The sequence below is a fragment of the Allobosea sp. 05T433 genome, assembly GCF_056396065.1.
Map to the genome: position 1 here is coordinate 79,505 of NZ_JBFTKS010000009.1, position 20,935 is coordinate 100,439.

At 66.8% G+C, this 20,935-nt stretch carries 22 protein-coding genes and 1 riboswitch; of the genes, 14 read left to right on the plus strand and 8 right to left on the minus strand.

All coding sequences use genetic code 11. The features are described from left to right. Positions 1-109 precede the first annotated feature (109 nt). The 6 genes from AC1DGP_RS14615 to AC1DGP_RS14640 all read right to left on the minus strand — a co-directional run bounded on the left by AC1DGP_RS14615 (position 110) and on the right by AC1DGP_RS14640 (position 5,744). A complete protein-coding gene (locus AC1DGP_RS14615; protein WP_043234173.1) occupies positions 110-319 on the minus strand; it encodes a cold-shock protein in 210 nt (69 codons plus the stop codon). 127 nt (positions 320-446) lie between these two features. Then, positions 447-1,202, minus strand: a complete 756-nt coding sequence (locus AC1DGP_RS14620) for an SDR family NAD(P)-dependent oxidoreductase (protein WP_441490479.1) — start codon at positions 1,200-1,202, stop codon at positions 447-449. After that, positions 1,175-2,218 carry a ketopantoate reductase family protein gene (locus AC1DGP_RS14625; protein WP_441490480.1) on the minus strand — a complete coding sequence of 348 codons (1,044 nt, stop codon included), beginning with the start codon at positions 2,216-2,218 and terminating at the stop codon, positions 1,175-1,177. Before AC1DGP_RS14625 ends, AC1DGP_RS14620 begins: the two co-directional genes overlap by 28 nt. Beyond that, complete coding sequence (locus AC1DGP_RS14630) at positions 2,215-3,183, minus strand: isoaspartyl peptidase/L-asparaginase family protein (protein WP_441506339.1); 969 nt, start codon at positions 3,181-3,183, stop codon at positions 2,215-2,217. Before AC1DGP_RS14630 ends, AC1DGP_RS14625 begins: the two co-directional genes overlap by 4 nt. A 203-nt stretch (positions 3,184-3,386) precedes the next feature. Further along, entirely contained in the window at positions 3,387-4,979 is a 1,593-nt protein-coding gene (locus tag AC1DGP_RS14635) for an ABC transporter substrate-binding protein (protein ID WP_441506340.1), read from the minus strand. 222 nt (positions 4,980-5,201) lie between these two features. After that, the gene (locus AC1DGP_RS14640) at positions 5,202-5,744 is read right to left on the minus strand and encodes a MarR family winged helix-turn-helix transcriptional regulator (RefSeq protein ID WP_441490482.1); all 543 of its coding nucleotides are present in this window, start codon (positions 5,742-5,744) and stop codon (positions 5,202-5,204) included. A gap of 93 nt (positions 5,745-5,837) precedes the next feature. Between AC1DGP_RS14640 and AC1DGP_RS14645 the strand changes: the two genes are divergently transcribed. From AC1DGP_RS14645 to AC1DGP_RS14700, 12 genes are all read left to right on the plus strand, one after another. Continuing rightward, the gene (locus AC1DGP_RS14645; RefSeq protein WP_069878003.1) at positions 5,838-6,539 is read left to right on the plus strand and encodes a creatininase family protein; all 702 of its coding nucleotides are present in this window, start codon (positions 5,838-5,840) and stop codon (positions 6,537-6,539) included. A gap of 25 nt (positions 6,540-6,564) precedes the next feature. Continuing rightward, positions 6,565-7,536, plus strand: a complete 972-nt coding sequence (locus AC1DGP_RS14650) for an ABC transporter permease (protein ID WP_069878004.1) — start codon at positions 6,565-6,567, stop codon at positions 7,534-7,536. Continuing rightward, positions 7,536-8,414 carry an ABC transporter permease gene (locus AC1DGP_RS14655; protein ID WP_476832248.1) on the plus strand — a complete coding sequence of 293 codons (879 nt, stop codon included), beginning with the start codon at positions 7,536-7,538 and terminating at the stop codon, positions 8,412-8,414. Before AC1DGP_RS14650 ends, AC1DGP_RS14655 begins: the two co-directional genes overlap by 1 nt. Further along, positions 8,411-10,138, plus strand: a complete 1,728-nt coding sequence (locus AC1DGP_RS14660; protein ID WP_441506341.1) for a dipeptide ABC transporter ATP-binding protein — start codon at positions 8,411-8,413, stop codon at positions 10,136-10,138. The genes AC1DGP_RS14655 and AC1DGP_RS14660 overlap by 4 nt, the downstream gene beginning before the upstream one ends. A 12-nt stretch (positions 10,139-10,150) precedes the next feature. Next, on the plus strand, positions 10,151-11,050 hold the full coding sequence (locus tag AC1DGP_RS14665; protein WP_441506342.1) for a polysaccharide deacetylase family protein: 900 nt from the start codon (positions 10,151-10,153) through the stop codon (positions 11,048-11,050). Between the two features lie 1,086 nt (positions 11,051-12,136). Continuing rightward, entirely contained in the window at positions 12,137-13,396 is a 1,260-nt protein-coding gene (locus tag AC1DGP_RS14670) for an OmpA family protein (protein WP_441506343.1), read from the plus strand. A gap of 108 nt (positions 13,397-13,504) precedes the next feature. Further along, complete coding sequence (locus tag AC1DGP_RS14675; protein WP_441506344.1) at positions 13,505-13,705, plus strand: hypothetical protein; 201 nt, start codon at positions 13,505-13,507, stop codon at positions 13,703-13,705. An 82-nt stretch (positions 13,706-13,787) separates the two neighbouring features. Then, a riboswitch (TPP riboswitch) is annotated at positions 13,788-13,892 on the plus strand. A 78-nt stretch (positions 13,893-13,970) separates the two neighbouring features. Then, positions 13,971-15,833 carry a phosphomethylpyrimidine synthase ThiC gene (thiC, locus tag AC1DGP_RS14680; RefSeq protein ID WP_441506345.1) on the plus strand — a complete coding sequence of 621 codons (1,863 nt, stop codon included), beginning with the start codon at positions 13,971-13,973 and terminating at the stop codon, positions 15,831-15,833. A gap of 8 nt (positions 15,834-15,841) precedes the next feature. Then, positions 15,842-16,591, plus strand: coding sequence for a hydroxyethylthiazole kinase (locus tag AC1DGP_RS14685; protein ID WP_441506346.1), 750 nt, complete (start codon positions 15,842-15,844; stop codon positions 16,589-16,591). After that, positions 16,588-17,262, plus strand: a complete 675-nt coding sequence (thiE, locus tag AC1DGP_RS14690; RefSeq protein ID WP_441490808.1) for a thiamine phosphate synthase — start codon at positions 16,588-16,590, stop codon at positions 17,260-17,262. The genes AC1DGP_RS14685 and thiE overlap by 4 nt, the downstream gene beginning before the upstream one ends. A gap of 109 nt (positions 17,263-17,371) precedes the next feature. After that, entirely contained in the window at positions 17,372-18,058 is a 687-nt protein-coding gene (locus tag AC1DGP_RS14695; RefSeq protein WP_441506347.1) for a fumarylacetoacetate hydrolase family protein, read from the plus strand. 22 nt (positions 18,059-18,080) lie between these two features. Further along, positions 18,081-19,010 carry a dihydrodipicolinate synthase family protein gene (locus tag AC1DGP_RS14700; RefSeq protein WP_441506348.1) on the plus strand — a complete coding sequence of 310 codons (930 nt, stop codon included), beginning with the start codon at positions 18,081-18,083 and terminating at the stop codon, positions 19,008-19,010. A 61-nt stretch (positions 19,011-19,071) separates the two neighbouring features. On the opposite strand, the gene AC1DGP_RS14705 is transcribed toward AC1DGP_RS14700, so the two are convergent. After that, the gene (locus tag AC1DGP_RS14705; protein ID WP_441506349.1) at positions 19,072-19,551 is read right to left on the minus strand and encodes a copper chaperone PCu(A)C; all 480 of its coding nucleotides are present in this window, start codon (positions 19,549-19,551) and stop codon (positions 19,072-19,074) included. Positions 19,552-19,659: 108 nt separating this feature from the next. Next, the gene (locus AC1DGP_RS14710) at positions 19,660-20,064 is read right to left on the minus strand and encodes a hypothetical protein (RefSeq protein ID WP_441490804.1); all 405 of its coding nucleotides are present in this window, start codon (positions 20,062-20,064) and stop codon (positions 19,660-19,662) included. A 441-nt stretch (positions 20,065-20,505) separates the two neighbouring features. On the opposite strand from AC1DGP_RS14710, the gene AC1DGP_RS14715 reads away from it, so the two are divergent. Further along, a complete protein-coding gene (locus AC1DGP_RS14715) occupies positions 20,506-20,730 on the plus strand; it encodes a hypothetical protein (protein ID WP_441506350.1) in 225 nt (74 codons plus the stop codon). A gap of 13 nt (positions 20,731-20,743) precedes the next feature. Then, on the plus strand, positions 20,744-20,929 hold the full coding sequence (locus tag AC1DGP_RS14720; protein ID WP_441506351.1) for a hypothetical protein: 186 nt from the start codon (positions 20,744-20,746) through the stop codon (positions 20,927-20,929). Positions 20,930-20,935: the final 6 nt, after the last annotated feature.

Here is a 20,935-nt window from a genome sequence, read left to right on the forward strand (position 1 = left end):
TTGGGGCGACGGGCATGCCGGGAATCGTCTTCAGTCCGGATAGAGAGATAGAGATTCGCATTGGCTCGGGAGGTGACGCCGCCGATCGCCCTCCCGCAGAAGGCGGAGATCAAGCCGTCTTGAGGTTCACCGCCGAGGACTTGCCGGTCTTGCGATCGGCCTCGAGATCGTAGCTGATCTTCTGGCCTTCGTTCAGGCCGCGCAGGCCCGAGCGCTCGACAGCGCTGATATGGACGAAAATATCGCTTCCGCCCGCGTCAGGGGTGATGAAACCATAGCCCTTGGTCTCGTTGAACCATTTCACGGTACCCGTGCTCACGTGCTATCCCTTCAGTCACTATTCAGGTTGGCTCATGCCAGCCCGGGGACCACTGTAGGGTCGAAAATACGCATGTGGCAATGATGCCGTTAAAAACCGCGTCGGCGCCCGCAAAACGCCCCAATGCTCAGGAGCGTCCGCCGTCGACGGAAAGCACCTGGCCGCTGATCCAGCCGGCCTGTTCGCTCAAGAAAAACAGCGTGGCATTGGCGATGTCCTCGGGCGTACCGAGGCGTCGGGTGTGGATGCTCTCGACCAGTTTCTTCTGGCCGGCCTCGCCATAGCTTTGCCATTGCCGTTCCGTTGCCGGATTGGAGCGCACGAAGCCGGGCGCGACGGAGTTCACCGTAATGCCATGCGGGCCGAGCTCCCAGGCGAGCTGCTTCGTCAGCCCGACCAGCGCGTGCTTGGCACTGGCATAGGCCTGGATGCCGGTGAGGCTCGGGCGCAATCCCGCACCGGACGAGATGGTGACGATGCGTCCATAGCCGGCCTGCTTCATCACCGGTGCTGCGGCTTGCGCCAGGAAGAAGGCGGCATCGACATTGGCGGCGAAAATGCTGCGCCAGTCCGCCTCGGGAATCTCCTCGATCGGCCGCCCGACCTGGCCGCGCACCCCGCCCGCCGCATGGACGAGCAGGTCGAGCGAGTCGTTTTCGGCCGAGATCGTGCCAAGCAGATCGCGCGCTGCGTCCGGCGTCGCGAGATCGACGGCATGAAACCTGGCCCCGATCTCCGCAGCGGTCTTCGCGACCCCCTCGGCATCGATATCGGCGAGATGCACCCTAGCCCCGGACCGAGCCAGGGCGGTTGCGATGGCTCGGCCGATGCCCTGGGCAGCGCCTGTGACGAGGGCTACGCGATTGTCGAAGCGGAGTTGCATTGGTCGATCAGCACCTTCAGCATATCGAACGAGAGTGGGCGCTCGCCGTCCTCGACCTCGTGGATCAGTCTCACCAGCGTCTCGATCGTCGGGGTCGGAATGCCGGCCTCGCGCCCGAGGCGCGCGATGATGCCGATCTGGGGATCGACCTCGGTCTTGCGCTTGCGCACGGCAAGGTCGCGCCAGATCCCGGAATGCGTCTTGGCCGTCTTCGAGGTGTAGTCGGCGAGCCAGGCGATCGCGGCGATCTGCGGATATTCCGGCCGGCCCGGCGCGAAGACCATCGGATCGAACTCGCCGAAGCCGAGCGAGGAGACGCCACGCGCCGCCGCGACCGCACCGACCTCCCGCCCGAGTTCGAGCCAGACGGCGAGCCGCTTCGGATCGGCGAAATTCGCCGACATCGAATCATCCGTCAGCGCCGTGGCAAACAGCATCGCCCCGTAGGCGAGCTTGCCCCACAGATAACCCCAGATATTGCTGGTCAAAATCGAGTCGGGCTCGAAGAGCAGCATCAGCTTGTGCATTTCGAGGGCGCGCGGCGTCATCGCGCCATCGATCTCGCCCACGACGACAGCACCGCGGTTGCCGTAGAGAATCTCGCCCGGCCCGTGCCAGTCCGCGCCGAAATTGACGAAGCAGCCCATGGTCCGGGCCTCGCCGACGTGCCTGGCAATGGCCAGTTCGTTGAGGCCGTTCTGGGCAGAGAGCACGAAACCGTCCTCGGCCAGATGCGGGGCGAGCGCGTCGAGTGCCGTTTGCGTGGCGCCCGCCTTCACCGCGAGCACGATGCGCTTGTAGGTTCCTGTCAGCTCCGCCGGCGTCACCGCGGGCACGACCTGGCGAAATTCCTCGATCGGCCCGCTGATCGCGAGGCCCGTCGTCCGGCAGGCTTCGACATGTTCGGGGACGACATCGACGAGCAGGACAGGAATGCCCGCGCGCGCCCAATAGGCTCCAAGCGTGCCGCCGATCGCGCCCGCGCCCCAGATGACGATCGGCTCAGGCGTGCTCACGCAGCTGCCTCGAGCTGACCGGCGACTTCGACATCGCCATGGGTCGCGACATGGATGAAGCCATCAGGCGTCACCCAGCCACGATACATGCCCGCGGAATTATAGGGCGCGACGATGCTGCCATCGGCACCAATCGCGACCAGGCCAGCCCCGATCCTGTGCTCGGTGAGCTCGGCTATCGCCCGGGCGGTCGCCTCCTCGAGGCTCAGGCCGGCATAGGCCATCAGCGAGGCGATCTCGTGCCCGACGCAGTAGCGGATGAAATATTCGCCCTTGCCCGTACCCGAGACCGCGCAACGCCCGTCGCGCGCATAGGTACCGGCACCGATGATCGGCGAGTCGCCGACACGGCCGGCCGGCTTGTTGGTGTAGCCGCCCGTGGAGGTCGCAGCAGCGAGATGGCCCTGGGCATCCAGCGCGACCGCACCGACCGTGCCGTGCTTCTCGGCCTCGCTTGCTTCGGACATGGTGCCGACAAGCTCGCGGATCTTCATCGAGGACAGATTCTTGCGGCGCCGCTCGGTCGAGAAATACTCGTTTTCGACCATGTCGAGCCCCTCCGACTCGGCGAAGCTGTCCGCGGCCGTGCCGGCCAGGAAAAGCGGATCGCCGCGGCGCATCAGCACCTTGGCGGCGCCGATCGGGTTCCGGATGCGCTTGACGCCGCAAAGGGCGCCGGCGGCCAGCGTCTCGCCATCCATGATGGAGGCGTCGAGCTCATGCTCGCCATCCGCGTTGAACGCGGCCCCGTGGCCGGCATTGAAATGCGGCGAATTCTCCATCACCAGCACCGCGGCCTCGACCGCATCGACGGCCGAGCCGCCCTTGCTGAGAACGGCCCAGCCGGCGCGGAGCGAGGCGGCGAGATCCGCCTTGGCCTCGGTCCACTCCGTTTCGGTCATCTCGGCCTTGGGCAAGGTGCCACAACCGCCATGAATGGCCAGGGCAATAGGTGAGGTTGTCATGGGTAATCCTGGTGCGTTTCCCTCTCTCCCGCAGTGGGAGAGGTCGAACCGTGTAGTCGGGAAAGGGGAGAGCAGGCGGCGGGGCACATACCCCACCTACTGGCCTTGCGGCTAGTCTCTCCACGCATGCCCGATACTCGTTCGGCGCGTTTTTAAACCGGTTCCTGCATATTTGCAGGAACCGGGCGACCGAGGCCGAAGCCTCATTTCTTGGCGGGCTTGATGTCCATGGCGAGCGTGTCTTCATCCACGCGCGGCTTGATCACGACCTTGTCCTTCTGCATGGCCCAGGCCGAGCCGACGGCGACGATCGGCAGACGTGGCCGGTCCTGTGCGACGACGGCGTTGGCATCGGAGAGGAACTTGTTGCGCTTGGCCTCATCCATCTCGACCGCCGCATCCTCGATCAGCTTGTCGAGCGCGGCGTTCTTGTAGCCCAGCACGTTGAAGGCGCCGAGCTTCTTGGCCGGATCGTTCGAGTGCACCACCGAGGAAAGCGTGTAGTTGGACTCACCGGTCAGCGTGCCCCAGCCGGACATCGACATCGAGAAATCACCGCGCAGGCGGGCCGGGAAGAAGACCGCGCCCGGCTGGGCATTGGCATTCACGTCGATGCCGATCCGCGCCAGCATCTGGGCGATGGACGTGCCGACCTGACGGTCGCCGGGAAGGCGGTCATTGGTGAACGAGAAGGCGACCTTGAAGCCGTTGGCGTAACCGGCCTCCTCCATCAGCTTCTTGGCCTTGGCGAGGTCAGGCTTCAGCGCCGGCAGCGACTTATTGTAGCCCGCGATATCCGGCGTCACGAGCTGGTTCACCGGCGAGCCGAGACCTTCCATCGCAATCTCCGCCAGGGCCGGGCGATCGATGGCGAGATCGATCGCCTCGCGCACCTTGACGTCCTGGAGCGGGTTCTTCGGCAGCGGTGAGCCATCCTTGGCGCTGACCTGCGGGGACTTGTCCCGCATGTCGAGCTCCATGTTGAAGACATAGACCGTGTCGACCGTCGTGACCGCGAGCTTGGAGTCGCGTTTCAGGGTCGGCACGTCGGACGCCGGCGCCCGCACGATGATATCGACCTGCCCGGCCTTGAGCTGGGCGACGCGGGCGGCGTCGTTCGGCAGCTCCTTGCGCAGCACGCGGGCCCAAGGCTCCTTCTCGCCCCAATAGCCGTCGAAGCGCTCCAGCACGAGCTGGTCCTTCGGCGTCCAGGACACGAACTTGTAGGGGCCGGTACCGACCGCTGCCTTGCCGGTATTGAAGGCCTCGTTGGCGTTGTCCTTGGTCAGTCCGGCCGCCGCCTTGTGGGAGACGATGAAGAGGCGGATGAAGTCGTTCGGCAGGTTCGGGGCCGGCCCGTCGGTGACGATATGGACCGTCAGCGGATCGATGATCTTCACCTCCTTGACGCGGCGCACATAGATCGTGGTCGGGTTCGGCCCGGCGACCACGGGGATGCGCTCGATCGAGAATTTCACATCCTCGGCGGTGAAGTCGGAACCGTCATGGAACTTGACGCCCGGGCGCAGCTTGAACTCCCAGACCGAAGGCTCGATCGCCTTCCAGCTCGTCGCAAGCCGCGGCTCGATCTGCAGCTTGTCGCCCGACCAGGTCAGCGTGTCGAAGACATGCTTCAGCGCTTCGGCATGGGTGCCGGTCGCGGTGAAGTGCGGATCGATCGATTCCGGGCCGGCGCGAACGCCGATTGTAAGCGTCTGCGCTAGGGCGACCCCGGAGACGGAGGCGCTGAGTGCGGCCGCGAGTCCGAAGATGCGGACGGTGGTGGCAAGCTTCATGACGAATTCCCCTGTTTTGTTTCGGTAAAGGCCGACATGTCGGCCCTCCCGCTGGTTTATTATGTGGCCTCGGCGGTGGCAGTCGGCCCACGCAACGAGGCGCCCTGGTGTCACTTGATTAGGCGATCCTGACTCGACTGTTGTTCTCAATTGGCGCGGTACGGCAGTGAAGACCCACCACCATCCCGCAATTCTTTGGAAGAACGCTTCGCCCGACCCGGTCTATGACTGGGGCTCGAGATCCGCCGGCCACACCGGAGAGGCAATGACGAGCTTGTCCATCAATTCGCAAAGCTGGCGCTGCTCGGCCTCGGTCAAGGCCGAGAGCATGGCGCTCTGCTGCTTCACCATCAGCGGCATGGTCTCCTCGAAAATGGCGCGTCCTGCAGGCGTCAGGCGCAGCACGAAGCTGCGCAGGTCGTCCCGGTCCGTCTCGCGCTTGAGCAGGCGCCGGGTCAGCAGCTTCTGGATGGCGCGGCTGAGCGTGTTCTTCGGCAAACCGGACGAGGCCACGATGTTCTTTGCAGCCACACCCTCCTTCAGGCCGACCGCGTAGAGGGCGACGAATTCCGGGCGGACCAGGCCGTAGCGGGTCTCTATCCAGCGATAGACCGGATCGTTGAAGCGGAAGGCGACGAAGTTCAACCGGAACGACAGCCAGCAGGGATTGTCCCAGAGCTTGGTGACGGTGAGCGGGTCGAGATCGCGCAACGCCGCTTCGCGCTCATGGTCGAGACGCGAGAGTGATGTGGGGGCGCGGCGCATGATGAGCTCCCGTTTAGTTCCAAATGGAACTTGACGACGTTCTGACTGGGAGTCAAGGATGGCGCACTGCCAGAGAAAAGCAAGGAACGGGCCGTGCGTGTCGCCGAGATGAATTGGATGCAGATCGAAGCGCAGGCCCAGCGGGATGACCGCTGTGTGCTGCCGCTCGGCTGTGTCGAGCAGCACGCCTATCTGAGCCTCGCCACCGACGCGATCCTGGCAGAGAAAGTGGCAGGCGATGCGGCCGAGCCGCTGAACGTACCCGTCTTCCCGGTGCTGGCCTATGGCATGACGCCAGGCTTCGTCGCCTTCCCCGGCACCGTCTCGCTGCGGATGAGCACCTATGTCGCGCTGATCGAGGATATGCTGGAGGGCTTCTACCGCTCCGGCTTCCGCCGCATCGTGCTGGTCAACGGCCATGGCGGCAATGCACCCGTGATGACCTTCTGCACGGAATGGATGGGCCGCCGCCCCGATGCCAGCGTCAAGCTGCATGATTGGTGGGCAGGGCCGCGCTTCCAGGCGGCGGTGAAGGCGGTCGATCCCGCTGCCTCGCATGCCTCCTGGATGGAGAACTTCCCCTGGACCCGGCTCGACGGCGTCGCCATGCCGGATGCAGTGAAGCCGCCCTTCGATCGCGCGCTCTACCAGGCCTCGAACCCGGCGAAGAAGCGCGAGATCCTGGGCGACGGAAATTTCCACGGGCGCTACCAGCGCTCCGACAACGAGATGCTCAGCCTCTGGCAGGTCGGCGTCGAGGAGACGCGGGCGGTGATCGCGGAGAACTGGCCGTGACCGCAGGCGCCAGGCGCTTCGTCAGATGCTAGGGCACATCCTCGGGCGCATCGTCCAGGCTCTGCTGGTGATGCTCGTCATGTCGGCGCTGGTTTTCGTCGGCGTCTACGCCATCGGCAACCCGATCGACGTGTTGATCGGGCCAGATGTCAGCCAGGAGATGAGACTCGAGACGATTGCCCGCTACGGGCTCGATCGACCGCTCTGGGAACAGTATTTCACCTTCCTTGGTCGTGTGCTCCACGGCGATTTCGGCCGTTCCTTCGTCTTCGGCATGCCGGTGCTGGAACTTATCCTGTCGCGCCTGCCCGCGACGCTGGAGCTGACGCTGGCTGCCGTATTCGGAGCGGCCCTGATCGGCGTGCCGGCCGGCATCTATGCCGGCTACAAGCCCGACAGCCTGCTCGCCAAGATCATCATGGCGATCTCGATCCTCGGCTTCTCCGTACCGACCTTCTGGATCGGCCTGGTTCTGATCATCACCTTCGCAGTCGAGCTGCAATGGCTGCCTGCCGGTGGCCGCGGCGAGACCGCTTCGCTTTTCGGCGTCGAGTGGAGTTTTCTGACGTTGAACGGGCTCAGCCATCTGCTGCTGCCGGCCCTTAACCTCGCCTTCTTCAAGCTCGCCCTGATGACGCGGCTGGCCCGGGCCGGGACGCGCGAGGTGATGCTGACCGATACGGTGAAATTTGCCCGAGCCGCCGGACTTTCGGAATGGACCGTCCTGCGCCGGCATGTGCTGCGCCTGATCGCGATCCCGATCGTCACCGTCTTCGGGCTCGAATTCGCCTCGACGCTGGCCTTCGCGGTCGTCACCGAGACGATCTTTTCCTGGCCCGGTATCGGCAAGCTGATCATCGACTCCATCACGTCGCTCGACCGGCCGGTCATGGTCGCCTATCTGATGCTCGTCGCCTTCGTCTTCATCACCATCAATTTCCTGGTCGATCTGACCTATGTCGCGCTCGATCCGCGCCTGAGAAAGGCGCGCGCGTAATGAAGCAGGCTTCGCCCCTCGCCCGATTCTGGAACGAGTTCCGCGAGAGCAAGGTGGCGCTCGCAGCCCTCGTCGTCGTCGTGCTGATGATCGGCGTGGCGCTCCTAGCGCCCTGGATCGCGCCGCAGGATCCCTATGATCTCGCCAATCTCACCCTGTCAGATGCGCGCCGGCCGCCGGGCTATGTCGGCTCCGGCGGCTTCACCCATCTGCTCGGCACCGACGCGCAGGGCCGCGACCTGTTCTCGGCCATCCTCTACGGCCTGCGCATCTCGCTGCAGATGGGGTTGATCGCCGGTTCGCTCGCCTTCACGGTCGGCGTCACGCTCGGCATCACCGCCGCCTATCTCGGCGGCCGCTGGGAAGCGTTCATCATGCGCATCATCGATCTCCAGCTCGCCTTCCCGGCGATCCTGCTCGCGCTGGTGATTTCGGCCGTGCTCGGCCAGGGCAAATTCCAGCTCATCGCGGCGCTGGCAGCCGCGCAATATGCCTATTTTGCCCGCACGGCCCATGGCGCAGCCGCGGCCGAGCGGGGCAAGGACTATGTCGAGGCCGCCTTCTCGACGCCGCTGCCGGCCCGCCGGGTGGTCTGGCGCCATATCCTGCCGAACTGCCTGCCGGCCCTGATCGTGGTCGCGACGGTGCAGGTGGCGAGCGCCATCGCGCTCGAAGCGACGCTTTCCTTTCTCGGTGTCGGCCTGCCGGTGACAGAGCCCTCGCTCGGTATGCTGATCTCCAACGGCTTCCAGTACATGATGTCGGGCCGCTACTGGATCTCGATCTATCCCGGCGTCGCGCTGATCATCCTGATCGTCGCAATCAACCTCGTCGGCGACCAGATCCGCGACCAGGTCAACCCGAGGCTCAGGCGATGAGTGGCTCGGCCGAGGCAGTGCCGCTGCTCGAGGTCCGTGACCTCGCGACGCATTTCCACACCCGTGCCGGCGTCGTGAAAGCCGTCGACGGCGTCTCCTTCTCACTGAAGCGCGGCGAGGTCATGGGCCTCGTCGGCGAATCCGGCTCCGGCAAGAGCATCACGGGCTTCTCGATCATCGGCCTGATCGACCCACCAGGAAAAATCGAGAGCGGCTCGATCCGGCTCGAAGGGCGCGAATTGATCGGATTGCCGTCCCGCGACCTGCGCGCAATTCGCGGCAAGATCATCTCGATGGTCTTCCAGGACCCGCTGATGACGCTGAACCCGGTCCTGACGATCGGCGCCCAGATCCTGCTGGCGCTGGAGGCGCATGAGAAGGTTTCGGCAGAAGAAGGGCGCAGGCGCGCCATCGCGGCGCTTGCCCAGGTCCGGATTCCAGAGCCCGAGGCGAAGGTCGATTTCTACCCGCATCAGTTCTCCGGCGGCATGCGCCAGCGCGTCGCCATCGCCATCGCTCTGCTGCACCGGCCAAAGCTGATCATCTGCGACGAACCGACCACGGCGCTCGATGTCTCGATCCAGGCCGAGATCCTGGCCGAAATGAAGGAGCTGGTGGCGGAGCTCGGCACGGCACTGATCTGGATCAGCCATGATCTGGCGACGGTCGCCTCGATCGCCAGCCGCGTCTGCGTGATGCGCTACGGCAGGATCGTCGAGACCGGGCCTGTGCTCGACGTGCTGACCAGGCCGCAGCATCCCTACACCCAGTCGCTGCTCGATTCGCTGCCGTCCCGCGCCAAGCCGGGCACTTTCCTCGCCCGGGGCGGCGGTGTCCCCGATGCATCGCCGCCGGCACGCACCTCCGGTGCCTCACCGTCGCGTGGATCGAAGGCGGACGCCTCCTATTTCGTCATTCAGGACGTCAGCAAGCTGTTCCAGACCCCGCCCGGCATCCTGCGCCTGCTCGGCCAGAAGCTTGGACTGTCGCAACCGGGCCGTGGGGTCCAGGCCGTCGCTTCCGTCAGCCTGACCGTCCCGCGGGGGGAGGCACTCGGCCTCGTCGGCGAATCGGGCTCGGGCAAATCGACGCTCGGGCGTATGGCGGCCGGCATCTATGCGCCGAACTCCGGCACGGTGCGGCTGGAGGGCGAGCCGGTGATGGGCGGCGGCGCGCGGCCGCACAAGAACACCACCCGGATCCAGACCATCTTCCAGGACCCCTTCGCCTCGCTGAATCCGCGTATGAGCATCGGCGACAGTATTGCCGAGGGGCCGATCATACATGGCATCGTCACCAGGGCGGGGGCGGCCGAATATGTCCGGCAATGGCTCGCCGCCGTCGGGCTCGATCCCGCCTTCGCCAGCCGCTATCCGCATCAATTCTCCGGCGGCCAGCGCCAGCGCGTCGCGATCGCGCGTGCGCTCGCCATGCAGCCTGATGTCGTGGTCTGCGACGAGCCGGTCGCCTCGCTCGACGTCTCGATCCAGGCACAGATCATCAACCTGCTGATGCGGTTGCGGACCGAGTTGAACCTGACCCTGATCTTCATCTCGCACGACCTCTCGGTGGTGCGCCATCTCTGCGACCGGGTCGCGATCATGTATCGCGGCAAGATCGTCGAGGAGGGGCCAGCGGGCCAGATCTACGACAATCCGCGCCACGACTACACACGCAGGCTCCTGGCCGCCGTGCCGGTCCTGCCGACCGCCCCGCCAGCCTGAAGGACACCCGCCATGACCGAACCTGCTCTCGAACCCTGGCAATGGCCCGAGGAGGTCTGGCGCGACAAGGTCGAGCGCGTGCGCGCAGGCCGCAACCTGAAGCCCACGAAATGGAAGAACGGCGCGCGCTGCGCCGTCGCCCTCTCCTTCGACGTCGATCATGAGACGAACGAATTGCGCGATGGCGGCAAATCGGTCGGCCGCCTCTCCTGGGGCCAGTATGGCAACCGCGTCGGCATGCCGCGCATCCTCAGCCTGATGGCGAAGGAACAGATCCAGGCGACCTTCTTCGTGCCGGCGGTGACCGCCCTGCTCTATCCCGACGAGCAACGCCGCGTCATAGCGGAAGGCCACGAGATCGGCCTGCATGGCTGGATCCATGAGGTCAACACCGCCGTGCCGCCCGCGGCCGAACGCGAACTGCATCTGCGCTCAGCCGATACGCTGGAGAAGATCACCGGCGTCAGGCCGGTCGGCATGCGCACGCCGTCCTGGGATTTTTCGGAAGTGACCCTGAGCATCGAGCGCGAACTCGGCCTGCTCTACGATTCCTCGCTCTTTGCCGATGACGACCCCTACGAGATCATCGAGAAGGGCGAGCCGACGGGCATGGTCGAGCTTCCGGTCGAATGGATCCGCGACGATGCGGTCTATTTCAACATGAACCGCTTCCAGGCGCTGCGGCCCTACACGGCGCCGGAAGCCGTATTCGACATCTTCCGCCGCGAATTCGACCGCGCCCATGAGGAAGGCGGGCTCTTCCTGCTGACCATGCATCCCCATGTCATCACCTACCGCTCGCGCATCTGGATCCTCGAGGAGCTGATCCGGCATGCCAAGGCGAAGGGCGATTGCTGGTTTGCCAGCCACGCCGAGATCGCGCGCTATGCAAAGGCCGAGGCCGGGCTTTAGCCCGCACAGCTCGGGTCGGGCGGGGAGGAACCCTGCCCGATTTCGGCCGTTTTCGGTTCATGGCGGGTTCAGTGCGCACGCGCGCTGATAGCCCGAGCCACTGAAACGGAAACGGAACTCATGACGCGCACGAAAAACTGGCTTCTGATCGGTACTGTCCTTCCCGGCCTGACCCTGTCGCATGGCGGCTTCGCGGTCGAACCGGCGCAGGCACCGATGAGATTAGCGCAGGCTCCTGCGCCGTCGGACGAAGAGCCCGGACAGCCGCGCCGGCCTCGCCCCCCGGGAGCCCCAGCCGCGCCCGGCGAGGCGCGCCCGCCTGGGGCCGAACGCCCGCGGCCCGCTCCCGGAGCACCCGGGGCGCCGCCTGCGATCCAGCGGCCGGTCGCGCCTCCGGCGCCAAGCGCAGCGCCACCCGCGCAGCCACGCCCACGCGCCGCGCCGCCGCCTGAACCGCGCCGCGAGCCGCAGATGCCGCGCCCCGTGCCGCCGGGCGCCGGCGAACCCGGACGCCCACCAGCCATACGGCCGCAACCCGCGCCCCCGCCCTCCTCCGCGCCTCAGCCAATCCCGGCGGTGCCGCGCCCGGCTCCTCCAGCCCAGCCCAGCCAGCCTCAGGCCGTGCCGCCGCGCGCCCAGCCGCCCGTCCCGGCCCCCGTGCAGCCGCCGGCAGCCCGTCCGATTCCCGCCCCACAGGCGCAGCCGCCGGCAACCGCACCGTTGACGCCCCCAGCAGGGGGACGCGCTCCCGGAGCGGCTCCGCAAACCCAGCCGCCCGCTACCGCCCCGCTGGCGCCACCTCCTGCCGGCCGTGCGCCCGGCACGCCCCCGGCCGGCCAGGCGCCAGCGGCAGCTCCGGGCCAGCCTCCGGCGGCTCGCCCGACGCCAGCACCGGTGCCAGGAACGGCTCCGCAAGCCCAGCCGCCCGCCACCCAGCCACTGGCGCCGCCTCCGGGTGGTCGTGCGCCCGGCGCGCCGCCAGCCGGCCAACCGGAGGCGGCGCCAGCGACGGCTCCTACCCAACCCCCGGCGGCTCGCCCGACACCAGCGCCGGTGCCAGGAACTGCCCCGCAAGCTCAGCCGCCCGTGACCCAGCCGCTGGTGCCGCCTCCGGGTGGTCGTGCGCCCGGCGCGCCGCCAGCCGGCCAACCGCCTTCTGCAACACCCGGTCAGGTTCCGGCGCCGCTACCCGCTCAGCCGCCGGCAGCAGCCCCGCTCGCCCCGCCCCCCGGCGGTCGCGCGCCCGGCGCAGTCCCGCCGCCCGTTGCACCGCCGCAGCCGGGCCAGACGCTCGCTCCGCCTCCGGCCGGCCAGCCTCCAGCCGCTGGACCCGGGCAACTGCCCCCGCCTGACCGGCAGGGCCGTCGCGGTGGCATCGGCCTCGGTGGCGCGGCTGCGATCGGCCTTGGCGTCGGCGTGCTCGGCGGCATCATGGCGACGCAGGGCGCGACCCGCCTCGACGATGTCCGCGGGCGCCGCGAGGAGCGCCGCGAGGGCGACGTCACGATCATTCGCGAGCCCGGTCGCACGATCATCCGCGACGACGACCGTGCCATCATCCGCCGCGACGAGACCGAGCGCTTCCGCGACCTCGGCTGGCAGGGACGGACCGAACGGCGCGGAGACGAGAACGTCACCGTGTTCGAACGGCCGGACGGCAGCCGCATCATCACCGTGACCGACGAGGATGGCCGCCTGATCCGCCGGACCCGGCGCATGCGCGATGGCGATGAGATCGTGATGATCGACAACACCCGCCGCGATCGGCCGGATATGCGCTTCTCGGACGAGGTCGTCGTGCTGCCGCCGCCGCCGCTGCCGATCCCGCGCGAGCGCTATATCGTCGACGCCGAGCAGGCCGACCAGCGCCTGATCTATGAGACGATCACCGCCCCGCCGATCGCCGCGATCCCGCGCCGCTACACGCTCGACGAGGTCCGCTACTCGCCGGACCTGCGCGCCCGCATGCGCAGCGTCGATATCGACACGGTAACCTTCGAGACCGGGTCCTGGGAGGTCACCCCCAACCAGGCGCAGCGGCTCTCGGTGATTGCCGCCTCGATCAGCCAGGCACTGCAGCGCGCGCCGAATGAGGTTTTCCTGGTCGAGGGCCATACCGACGCCGTCGGCTCGGATGTCGACAACCTCTCGCTCTCGGATCGCCGGGCCCAATCGGTCGCCGAGATCCTGACGCGCGATTTCCAGGTGCCGCCGGAGAACCTGACGACGCAGGGCTATGGCGAGCAGTATCTCAAGGTGCAGACGCAGGAGGCCGCCCGCGAGAACCGCCGCGTCACGCTCCGACGCATCACCCCGCTGCTGGCCGGGCAGAATCAGCCGCAGTGAACCAATAGAACCGGCGCGGCGGGCGACCGTCGCGCCGGTCTCCCCGGATCAGGGGATTCAGGAATCAGCAAGCTCTCCGGCTTAAGACCTGTCGTAAGGAGAGTTGAGATGAGTGAGACAACCGTCGCGATCGCGCAGGGCTTTGCCGCAAGCCAGGCAGCCTCGACCCGCCAGACCTTGCAGACAGCGATGGTGAAGCAGCAGGCGACGTCCGACCAAGCGCTCGTGGATATGCTGCAGCAGAGTGCCGAGTCCCAGAAGGCTACTCTTGCCGCTGGCCAGGGCCAGAAYGTCGACATTCTCGCCTGAGCCCGGCATTCCGGCGCCGCATGGCAGGGCCGCATCCCGCCCCTTGCCGGTTGCGTTCAAGAGCCGCCGGCCCTAACCTCCGCTTCGTTCCGAGGGGTGCTCGCAAGAGCTGAGATGGCGTCCAAAGCCGAACCCGTCGAACCTGATCCGGGTCATACCGGCGGAGGGACTGGAACGCGGCGTGCGCCACACGTGTACCCGCAGACAGCGACTGGACCGCTTCTAAACCCGGATCTCCTGAACCTTGGACCAAGGAGGAGATCCCATGAACGCCCACACCAAGCCCCAGAAGAATACCGTCAAGGCTGCCCCTCAAAGCGTGACGACCGGACCGATCATCGGCTCGCGCAAGATCTATGTCGCGCCGCCGGACCATCCCGAGATGCGGGTGCCCTTCCGCGAAGTTCAGCTCACCACCGATTCCGAGCCGCCGGTCCGGATCTACGACCCGTCCGGTCCGTTCACCGAGAGCGATGTCACGATCGACCTGAATGCCGGCCTGCCGCAGCCGCGCCGCGCCTGGCTCGATGCCTCCGGCTTCACGACCGTGCCCGGCCGCGCCGTCACTGCCGCCGATAACGGCCATATCTCGCCTGAACAGCTCGTTCCCGCCTGCCCGGCCCCACGCCCGATCCTCGAGGCGAAGCCCGGCCAGATGGCGACCCAGTACGAGTTCGCCAAGGCCGGCATCATCACGCCCGAGATGATCTATGTCGCGCATCGCGAGAATCTCGGCCGCGCCGCGATGCTCGAAGGCGCACGCGAGCGCCATGCCGATGGCGAGAGCTTTGGCGCCTCGGTTCCGGAATTCGTCACCCCTGAATTCGTGCGCGAGGAAATCGCCCGCGGCCGCGCCATCATCCCGGCCAATATCAACCACCCCGAACTGGAGCCGATGGCGATCGGCCGCAATTTCCTGGTCAAGATCAACGCCAATATCGGCAATTCGGCCGTGACGTCCGGCGCTGCCGAGGAGGTCGAGAAGCTGGTCTGGGCGATCCGCTGGGGCGCCGACACGGTGATGGACCTGTCGACCGGCCGCAACATCCACAACATCCGCTCCTGGATCCTGCGCAACTCGCCGGTTCCGATCGGCACGGTGCCGATCTACCAGGCGCTTGAGAAGGTCGGCGGCGACCCGATCAAGCTCGACTGGGAGGTCTTCAAGGACACGCTGATCGAGCAGGCCGAGCAGGGCGTCGACTATTTCACCATCCATGCCGGCGTGCGCCTGCCCTATGTCCCGCTCACTGCGAGCCGCGTCACGGGCATCGTCTCGCGCGGCGGCTCGATCATGGCGCGCTGGTGCCTCGCGCACCACAAGGAGAGCTTCCTCTACGAGCGCTTCGACGAGATTTGCGAGATCATGCGCAAATATGACGTCTCCTTCTCGCTCGGCGACGGCCTGCGTCCGGGCTCGATCGCCGACGCCAATGACCGCGCCCAGTTTGCCGAGCTGGAGACGCTGGGCGAGCTCACCAAGGTCGCCTGGGACAAGGGCTGCCAGGTGATGATCGAGGGCCCGGGCCACGTGCCGATGCACAAGATCAAGGAGAACATGGACAAGCAGCTGCGCGAATGCGGCGAGGCGCCGTTCTACACGCTGGGACCGCTGACCACCGACATCGCGCCGGGTTACGACCACATCACCTCGGGCATCGGCGCGGCGATGATCGGCTGGTTCGGCTGCGCCATGCTCTGCTATGTCACGCCCAAGGAGCATCTCGGCCTTCCCAACCGCGACGACGTCAAGACCGGCGTCATCACCTATCGGATCGCGGCCCATGCCGCCGATCTCGCCAAGGGCCATCCAGCGGCCAAGATCCGCGACGACGCGGTCTCGCGCGCCCGCTTCGACTTCCGCTGGGAGGACCAGTTCAACCTGGCGCTCGACCCCGATACGGCACGTTCCTTCCATGACGAGACCCTGCCGAAGGATGCCCACAAGGTCGCGCATTTCTGTTCGATGTGCGGGCCGAAATTCTGCTCGATGAAGATCACGCAGGATCTGCGCGCCGAAGTGCTGGCGATGGGCGAGAACGAACGCGCGGCGCTCGAGGGCATGGCGGAGAAATCGCAGGAATTCCTCGCCAAGGGCGGCAATCTCTACTTGCCGGCGGCGGAATGAGCGCGACGATGACCGCGGCCCGCCTCGACGCGACGGTCGTTGCAGGCGTGCTGGCGCGGGTGGCAGCGAGCCGCCCGCGGGTGCAATGCCTCACCAATACGGTGGCGCAGAACATTACGGCGAACATGCTGCTCGCCTTCGGCGCGATCCCGTCCATGGCGATCCATGTCGACGAGATCGCGGCAATGGCCGAGGGCGCCGGCGCGATCCTGATCAACATCGGCACGATCAATGCCGAGAGCGAACTCGCCATCCCGAAGCTGCTGGAGGTCGCGCGCGACCGACAGAAACCGCTGGTCTTCGATCCGGTCTTCGTCGAACTCTCGCCGCTGCGCCAGCGCGTGGCGCGCGAGGTCTTGCGCCTGCCGAACATCGTCGTGCGCGGCAACGCGACCGAGATGGCCGCGCTTGCTGCCGATCTCAAGACGGCGCGCGAGCGCAACCTCACGCTCGTCACCACCGGCAAGGTCGACCGGATCATGCGCGCAGGCGGCATGCTGTCCGTCTCCCATGGCCATCCGCTGATGACGAGGGTCACCGGGGTCGGCTGCGCAGCGGGCGCCCTGATCGCGGCATGCTGCGCGGTCGAGGGCGATCCGGCAGTCGCGGCCGCCGCCGCGCTGACCGCCTATGGCGTCGCCGGCGAGATTGCGGCAGAGACATCGCAAGGGCCCGGCAGCTTCGCCGTGCACCTGATCGACGCGCTGGCAGGGATGGACGAGGCCACGCTGCGCGAACGGATGGGAGAGCACGGGTGAGCGTTGATATCCGCCTTTACGGCATTGTCGATCCGCAGATCGCGGCCGGGCGCTCGCTGGCCGACCTGGCGCGTGCCGCGGTCGATGGCGGCGCCACCCTGATCCAGCTGCGCGCCAAGACCGAGACGACGCGCGAGATGGTGCGCGAGGCCCGGGCCATCCGCTCGGCCCTGCACGGCACAAGGGTGCCGCTGCTGATCAACGATCGCGTCGATGTCGCGCTCGCTTCCGGTGCCGACGGCGTCCATCTCGGCGCCGACGACATGAAGCCGAACGATGCCCGCCGCCTGCTCGGGCCCCGCGCCATCATCGGCGCGACGCTGAAGCATGAGGATGAACTCTCCGCATTGGCCTCGGCGAAGATCGACTATGCCTGCATCGGCGGTGTCTTCCAGACCTCGCACAAGGACAATGCCGGCTCCTCGCTCGGTCTCGACGGCTTCACGGCCCTGCGGCGCAAGGCTGCTGCCGCATTGGGGCCGCTCCCGGTCGGAGCCATCGCCGGCATCACGGCAATGAATGCGGCCTCGGTCATCGAGGCAGGGGCTGACGGCATTGCCGTGATCGGCGCGCTGTTCGTGCAGGACGATGTCGAGGCCGCCGCGCGCGCACTGCGCGCGGTGCTCGAGCGGCTGCTGCCGACGCCGCCAGAAGCTCCCGCATCCACCTGAACCGTCACGCGGCAATGCCGGGCGCGCAGCCCCGCCACGAGCGCCCGGCCCCTTGCTTCGCGCCCGTCGCTCGCCCATGAACGGCACGACATCGAGGGAGCGCTGCGTCATGACGAATTATGTGATCGAACCGCCCGCCATCAACGCGGTTCCGGTAGCGGGTGGCGGGCTCTTCCCCGTGCGCCGCATCTTCTGCGTCGGACGCAACTATGCCGAACATACCCGCGAAATGGGGGGCGATCCCGACCGCGAGGAGCCGTTCTTCTTCACCAAGCCCGCGGACGCAGTGGTGATCAACGGCACCGACATGCCCTATCCCAGCAAGACCAAGGACCTGCACCACGAGATGGAGCTGGTCGTCGCGATTGGCACCGGCGGGCGCGACATCCCGGTCTCCGAGGCGCTCTCGCATGTCTATGGCTATGCGGCCGGGCTCGATATGACCCGCCGCGACCTGCAGGGCGAAGCCAAGAAGACCGGCCGCCCCTGGGACATGGGCAAGGGCTTCGACCAGTCGGCCCCGATCGGGGAGATCGTGCCCGCGAGCCATAGCGGCCATCCCGCGGCCGGCAAGATCGAGCTCACGGTCAATGGCCGCGTGCGCCAGACCTCCGATCTCGCCAAGCTGATCTGGAGCGTGCCGGAGACGATCGCCTATCTTTCCGGCCTCGTCGCGCTGGCTCCCGGCGACCTGATCTTCACCGGCACGCCGGAAGGTGTCGCCGCCGTCGTCGAGGGCGACGTGCTGGAAGGCGCCATCGACGGCGTCGGCACCGTCCGCACCCGGATCGCCTGAAGAGACTTCGAGGAACCTGACCATGCAGCTGACCCCTGACGCCCGCGGCGTCTATCCCATTGCGCCGACCCCCTTCACGCCCGATGGCGCCATCGACTGGCCGAGCACCGACCGGCTCTTCGATTTCTACGCCGGCATCGGTTCTGACGGTATCACCGTGCTCGGCATCATGGGCGAGGCGCCGAAGCTCGAACCGGAAGAGTCCGTCGGGCTCGTCAAGCGCGCCGTCGCGAAGATGGGTGGCAAGCCGATCATCGTCGGCGTTTCGGCGCCGGGCTTTGCGGCTATGCGCTCGCTGGCGCGGCAGGTGATGGATCTCGGCGCCGGCGGCGTAATGATCGCCCCGCCGCCGAGCCTGCGCACCGACGACCAGATCGTCGGCTATTACGCCCAGGCCGTCGAGGCGATCGGCAGCGACATTCCCTTCGTCATCCAGGACTACCCGCTGACGCTCTCGGTGGTGATGACGCCGGCCGTGATCCGCCGCATCGTCCAGGACAACCCGTCCTGCGTAATGCTGAAGCACGAGGACTGGCCGGGACTCGAGAAGATCTCGACGCTGCGCAAGTTCCAGGCGGAAGGCAGCCTGCGCAAGATCGCGATCCTCACAGGCAATGGCGGGCTCTTCCTCGATTTCGAGATGGAGCGTGGGGCTGACGGCGCCAATACCGGCTATGCCTTCCCGGAATTGCTGATCGACGTCGTCCGCCTTTCCAGCGAAGGCAAGCGCGACGCGGCTCATGACATCTTCGACGCGCACCTCCCCCTGCTGCGCTACGAGCAGCAGCAGGGTGTCGGCCTTGCCGTCCGCAAATATACGATGATGAAGCGCGGCATCCTGGCCAGCGACGCCCAGCGCAAGCCGGGCGCCGGTCTGACGGCCGCGGCCAAGGCGGAAGTGGACTATCTGCTGACGCGGCTGGCAAAGCACGACCCGCGCGCCAGGTTCTGAAGGCCGGAATCGCGATGGCCCCCTCTCAACGAGAGGGGGCCATCGCCTTGTCTTCAAGCGCTCAGTGCGTGTGCTCGGCGGCTGCGCCCTTGGCGCCGATCCCCTCGACCTTGAACTCGACCTCCACCACACCAGCCTTCTCGAAGGTCAGCGTGCCCTTGACGCGCTCATCCTGCTTCAACGGCTGCTTCAGCTCCTGGAACATGATGTGGAAACCGCCGGGCTTCAGCTCGACCTTGGCGCCGGCCGGGATTTCGATACCTTTTTCAAGCTCGCGCATGGTCATCACGCCATTGGTGACCGCCATTTCATGGATCTCGCCGCGACCGGCGAAGGGCGCAGAGACCGCAATCAGCCGGTCGGGCGTCGAACCGGTATTCTCGATCGAAAGGTAGCCGCCGCCGACCTTGGCGCCGGCCGGCGTGGCGCGCGACCAGGGATGGCCGATCTTCAGCGGGCCAGCCTTGTAGTCATGGGCGAAGGCGGCGGCGCTCGCGAGTGTGAGCGCGATCGCGGCGAGGTAGTGAACGGGCTTGTTCATCAGCATGGTCCTGAAAGAGGTCGCGGCCATTCGCGAATGGCCGGAAATCCCGGCTTGCGGCGGCCTGTCCGGCTGGCCGCGAGACGAGAGGGAGAGACGAAACCGTGTTCAGGATGCGATCGGCGGCGCTCGCGATTGCGGCAGCCCGAGGACCGCGCCATGGATGGCATCCGTCCGAATGGGAACGGAGCGCTCCAGCGGGGCCGCAAGGCGCGCGCCCACCGGCTGAGGCGGTACAGGAGGGATCGCAAGGGCAGGATTGATCGGGCAGCCAATGCAATGCTGGACGCCATTCGCCGGCTCCGGAACCTCGGACGTGTCCGAGACGGACTGCCCGGAACACAGAACCGCACCTGCGAGCGCTGGATGAGCCGCAAAGGCTGACGCCGGCGCCAGGCCTGCCGCCAGAACGGCCAGCGCATAGACGGCCGCAAGCCAGGCTCCGAGGACGGAGCGGCGCAACGTCTCAAGCGGGGGACCAAGGGCCGACATGGCGCGACTTGGCCTCGTCACCTGCTCTCCGTCAAGCCGCGCTCTGTCGCAGGGGGAGGTCCGCGGGATGGTCGAGGAGAGATTTCTGCCCCCTCGGCAACGGCGCGCGAAAGATTCATTCCCTTTCATTCGTTTCTTTAAAAGAACGATCGGGTTGACAAAGAGGACACTTTCACCCAAATTGGCACTGTCGCTGGACATGGTTCGGCGGCCGCGGAGATTTGAGCGAGCAGCTTGCGCCGCGTCACCAAACGCTAAAGCGCCACGACCGGGTCGTGGGCTCCAGTGACGAGGAGATGAACATGACCGTTTCGACCTTGCGCCGGTCCGCTGCCACGATGCTGATGGCTGCCTGCTGTTGTCGATGCTGATCCTGCATTGAAAGACCGCCCGGGCTGACGCCGGGGCCTCTCCCAATCCGATCCGCCCAATCGAACGCCGCCCATGCGGCGGAGGTAAGCCATGACCCAGTCGCAGACCCAGCAAGCATTCATCATCGAAATCGGCGAGACCCAGGCCGGTCTCGTCAATCGCCGCAACGACGAACGCTTCTTCACCTTCATTTCCGCCTCGTCCGCCTTTCGCGCACTCGAGGGCCTCCGTTTCGCAACGCCAAGCGCTGCCGAGATCGCGGCCCGGCAACTCGCCGCCTCGCAGCGCCGTCCCGCGCTGCGGCTGGCGTCATAGCGGGGGCAGGCCGATGCCGCTGATCACGACCCTGAGCGCATTGCTGCGGGACTGGCTCGACCGGGCCCTTTCCACCGCGCTCGCACCATCTTCGACCCAGGAGCGAGTGGACGAAGACGAGAACACACGCCGCTCCATCCACGACGTGACGCTGGAACAGCTCGGCATCTCGCACTGGTCCTGCCACACGCTCCTCTGAGGTTAT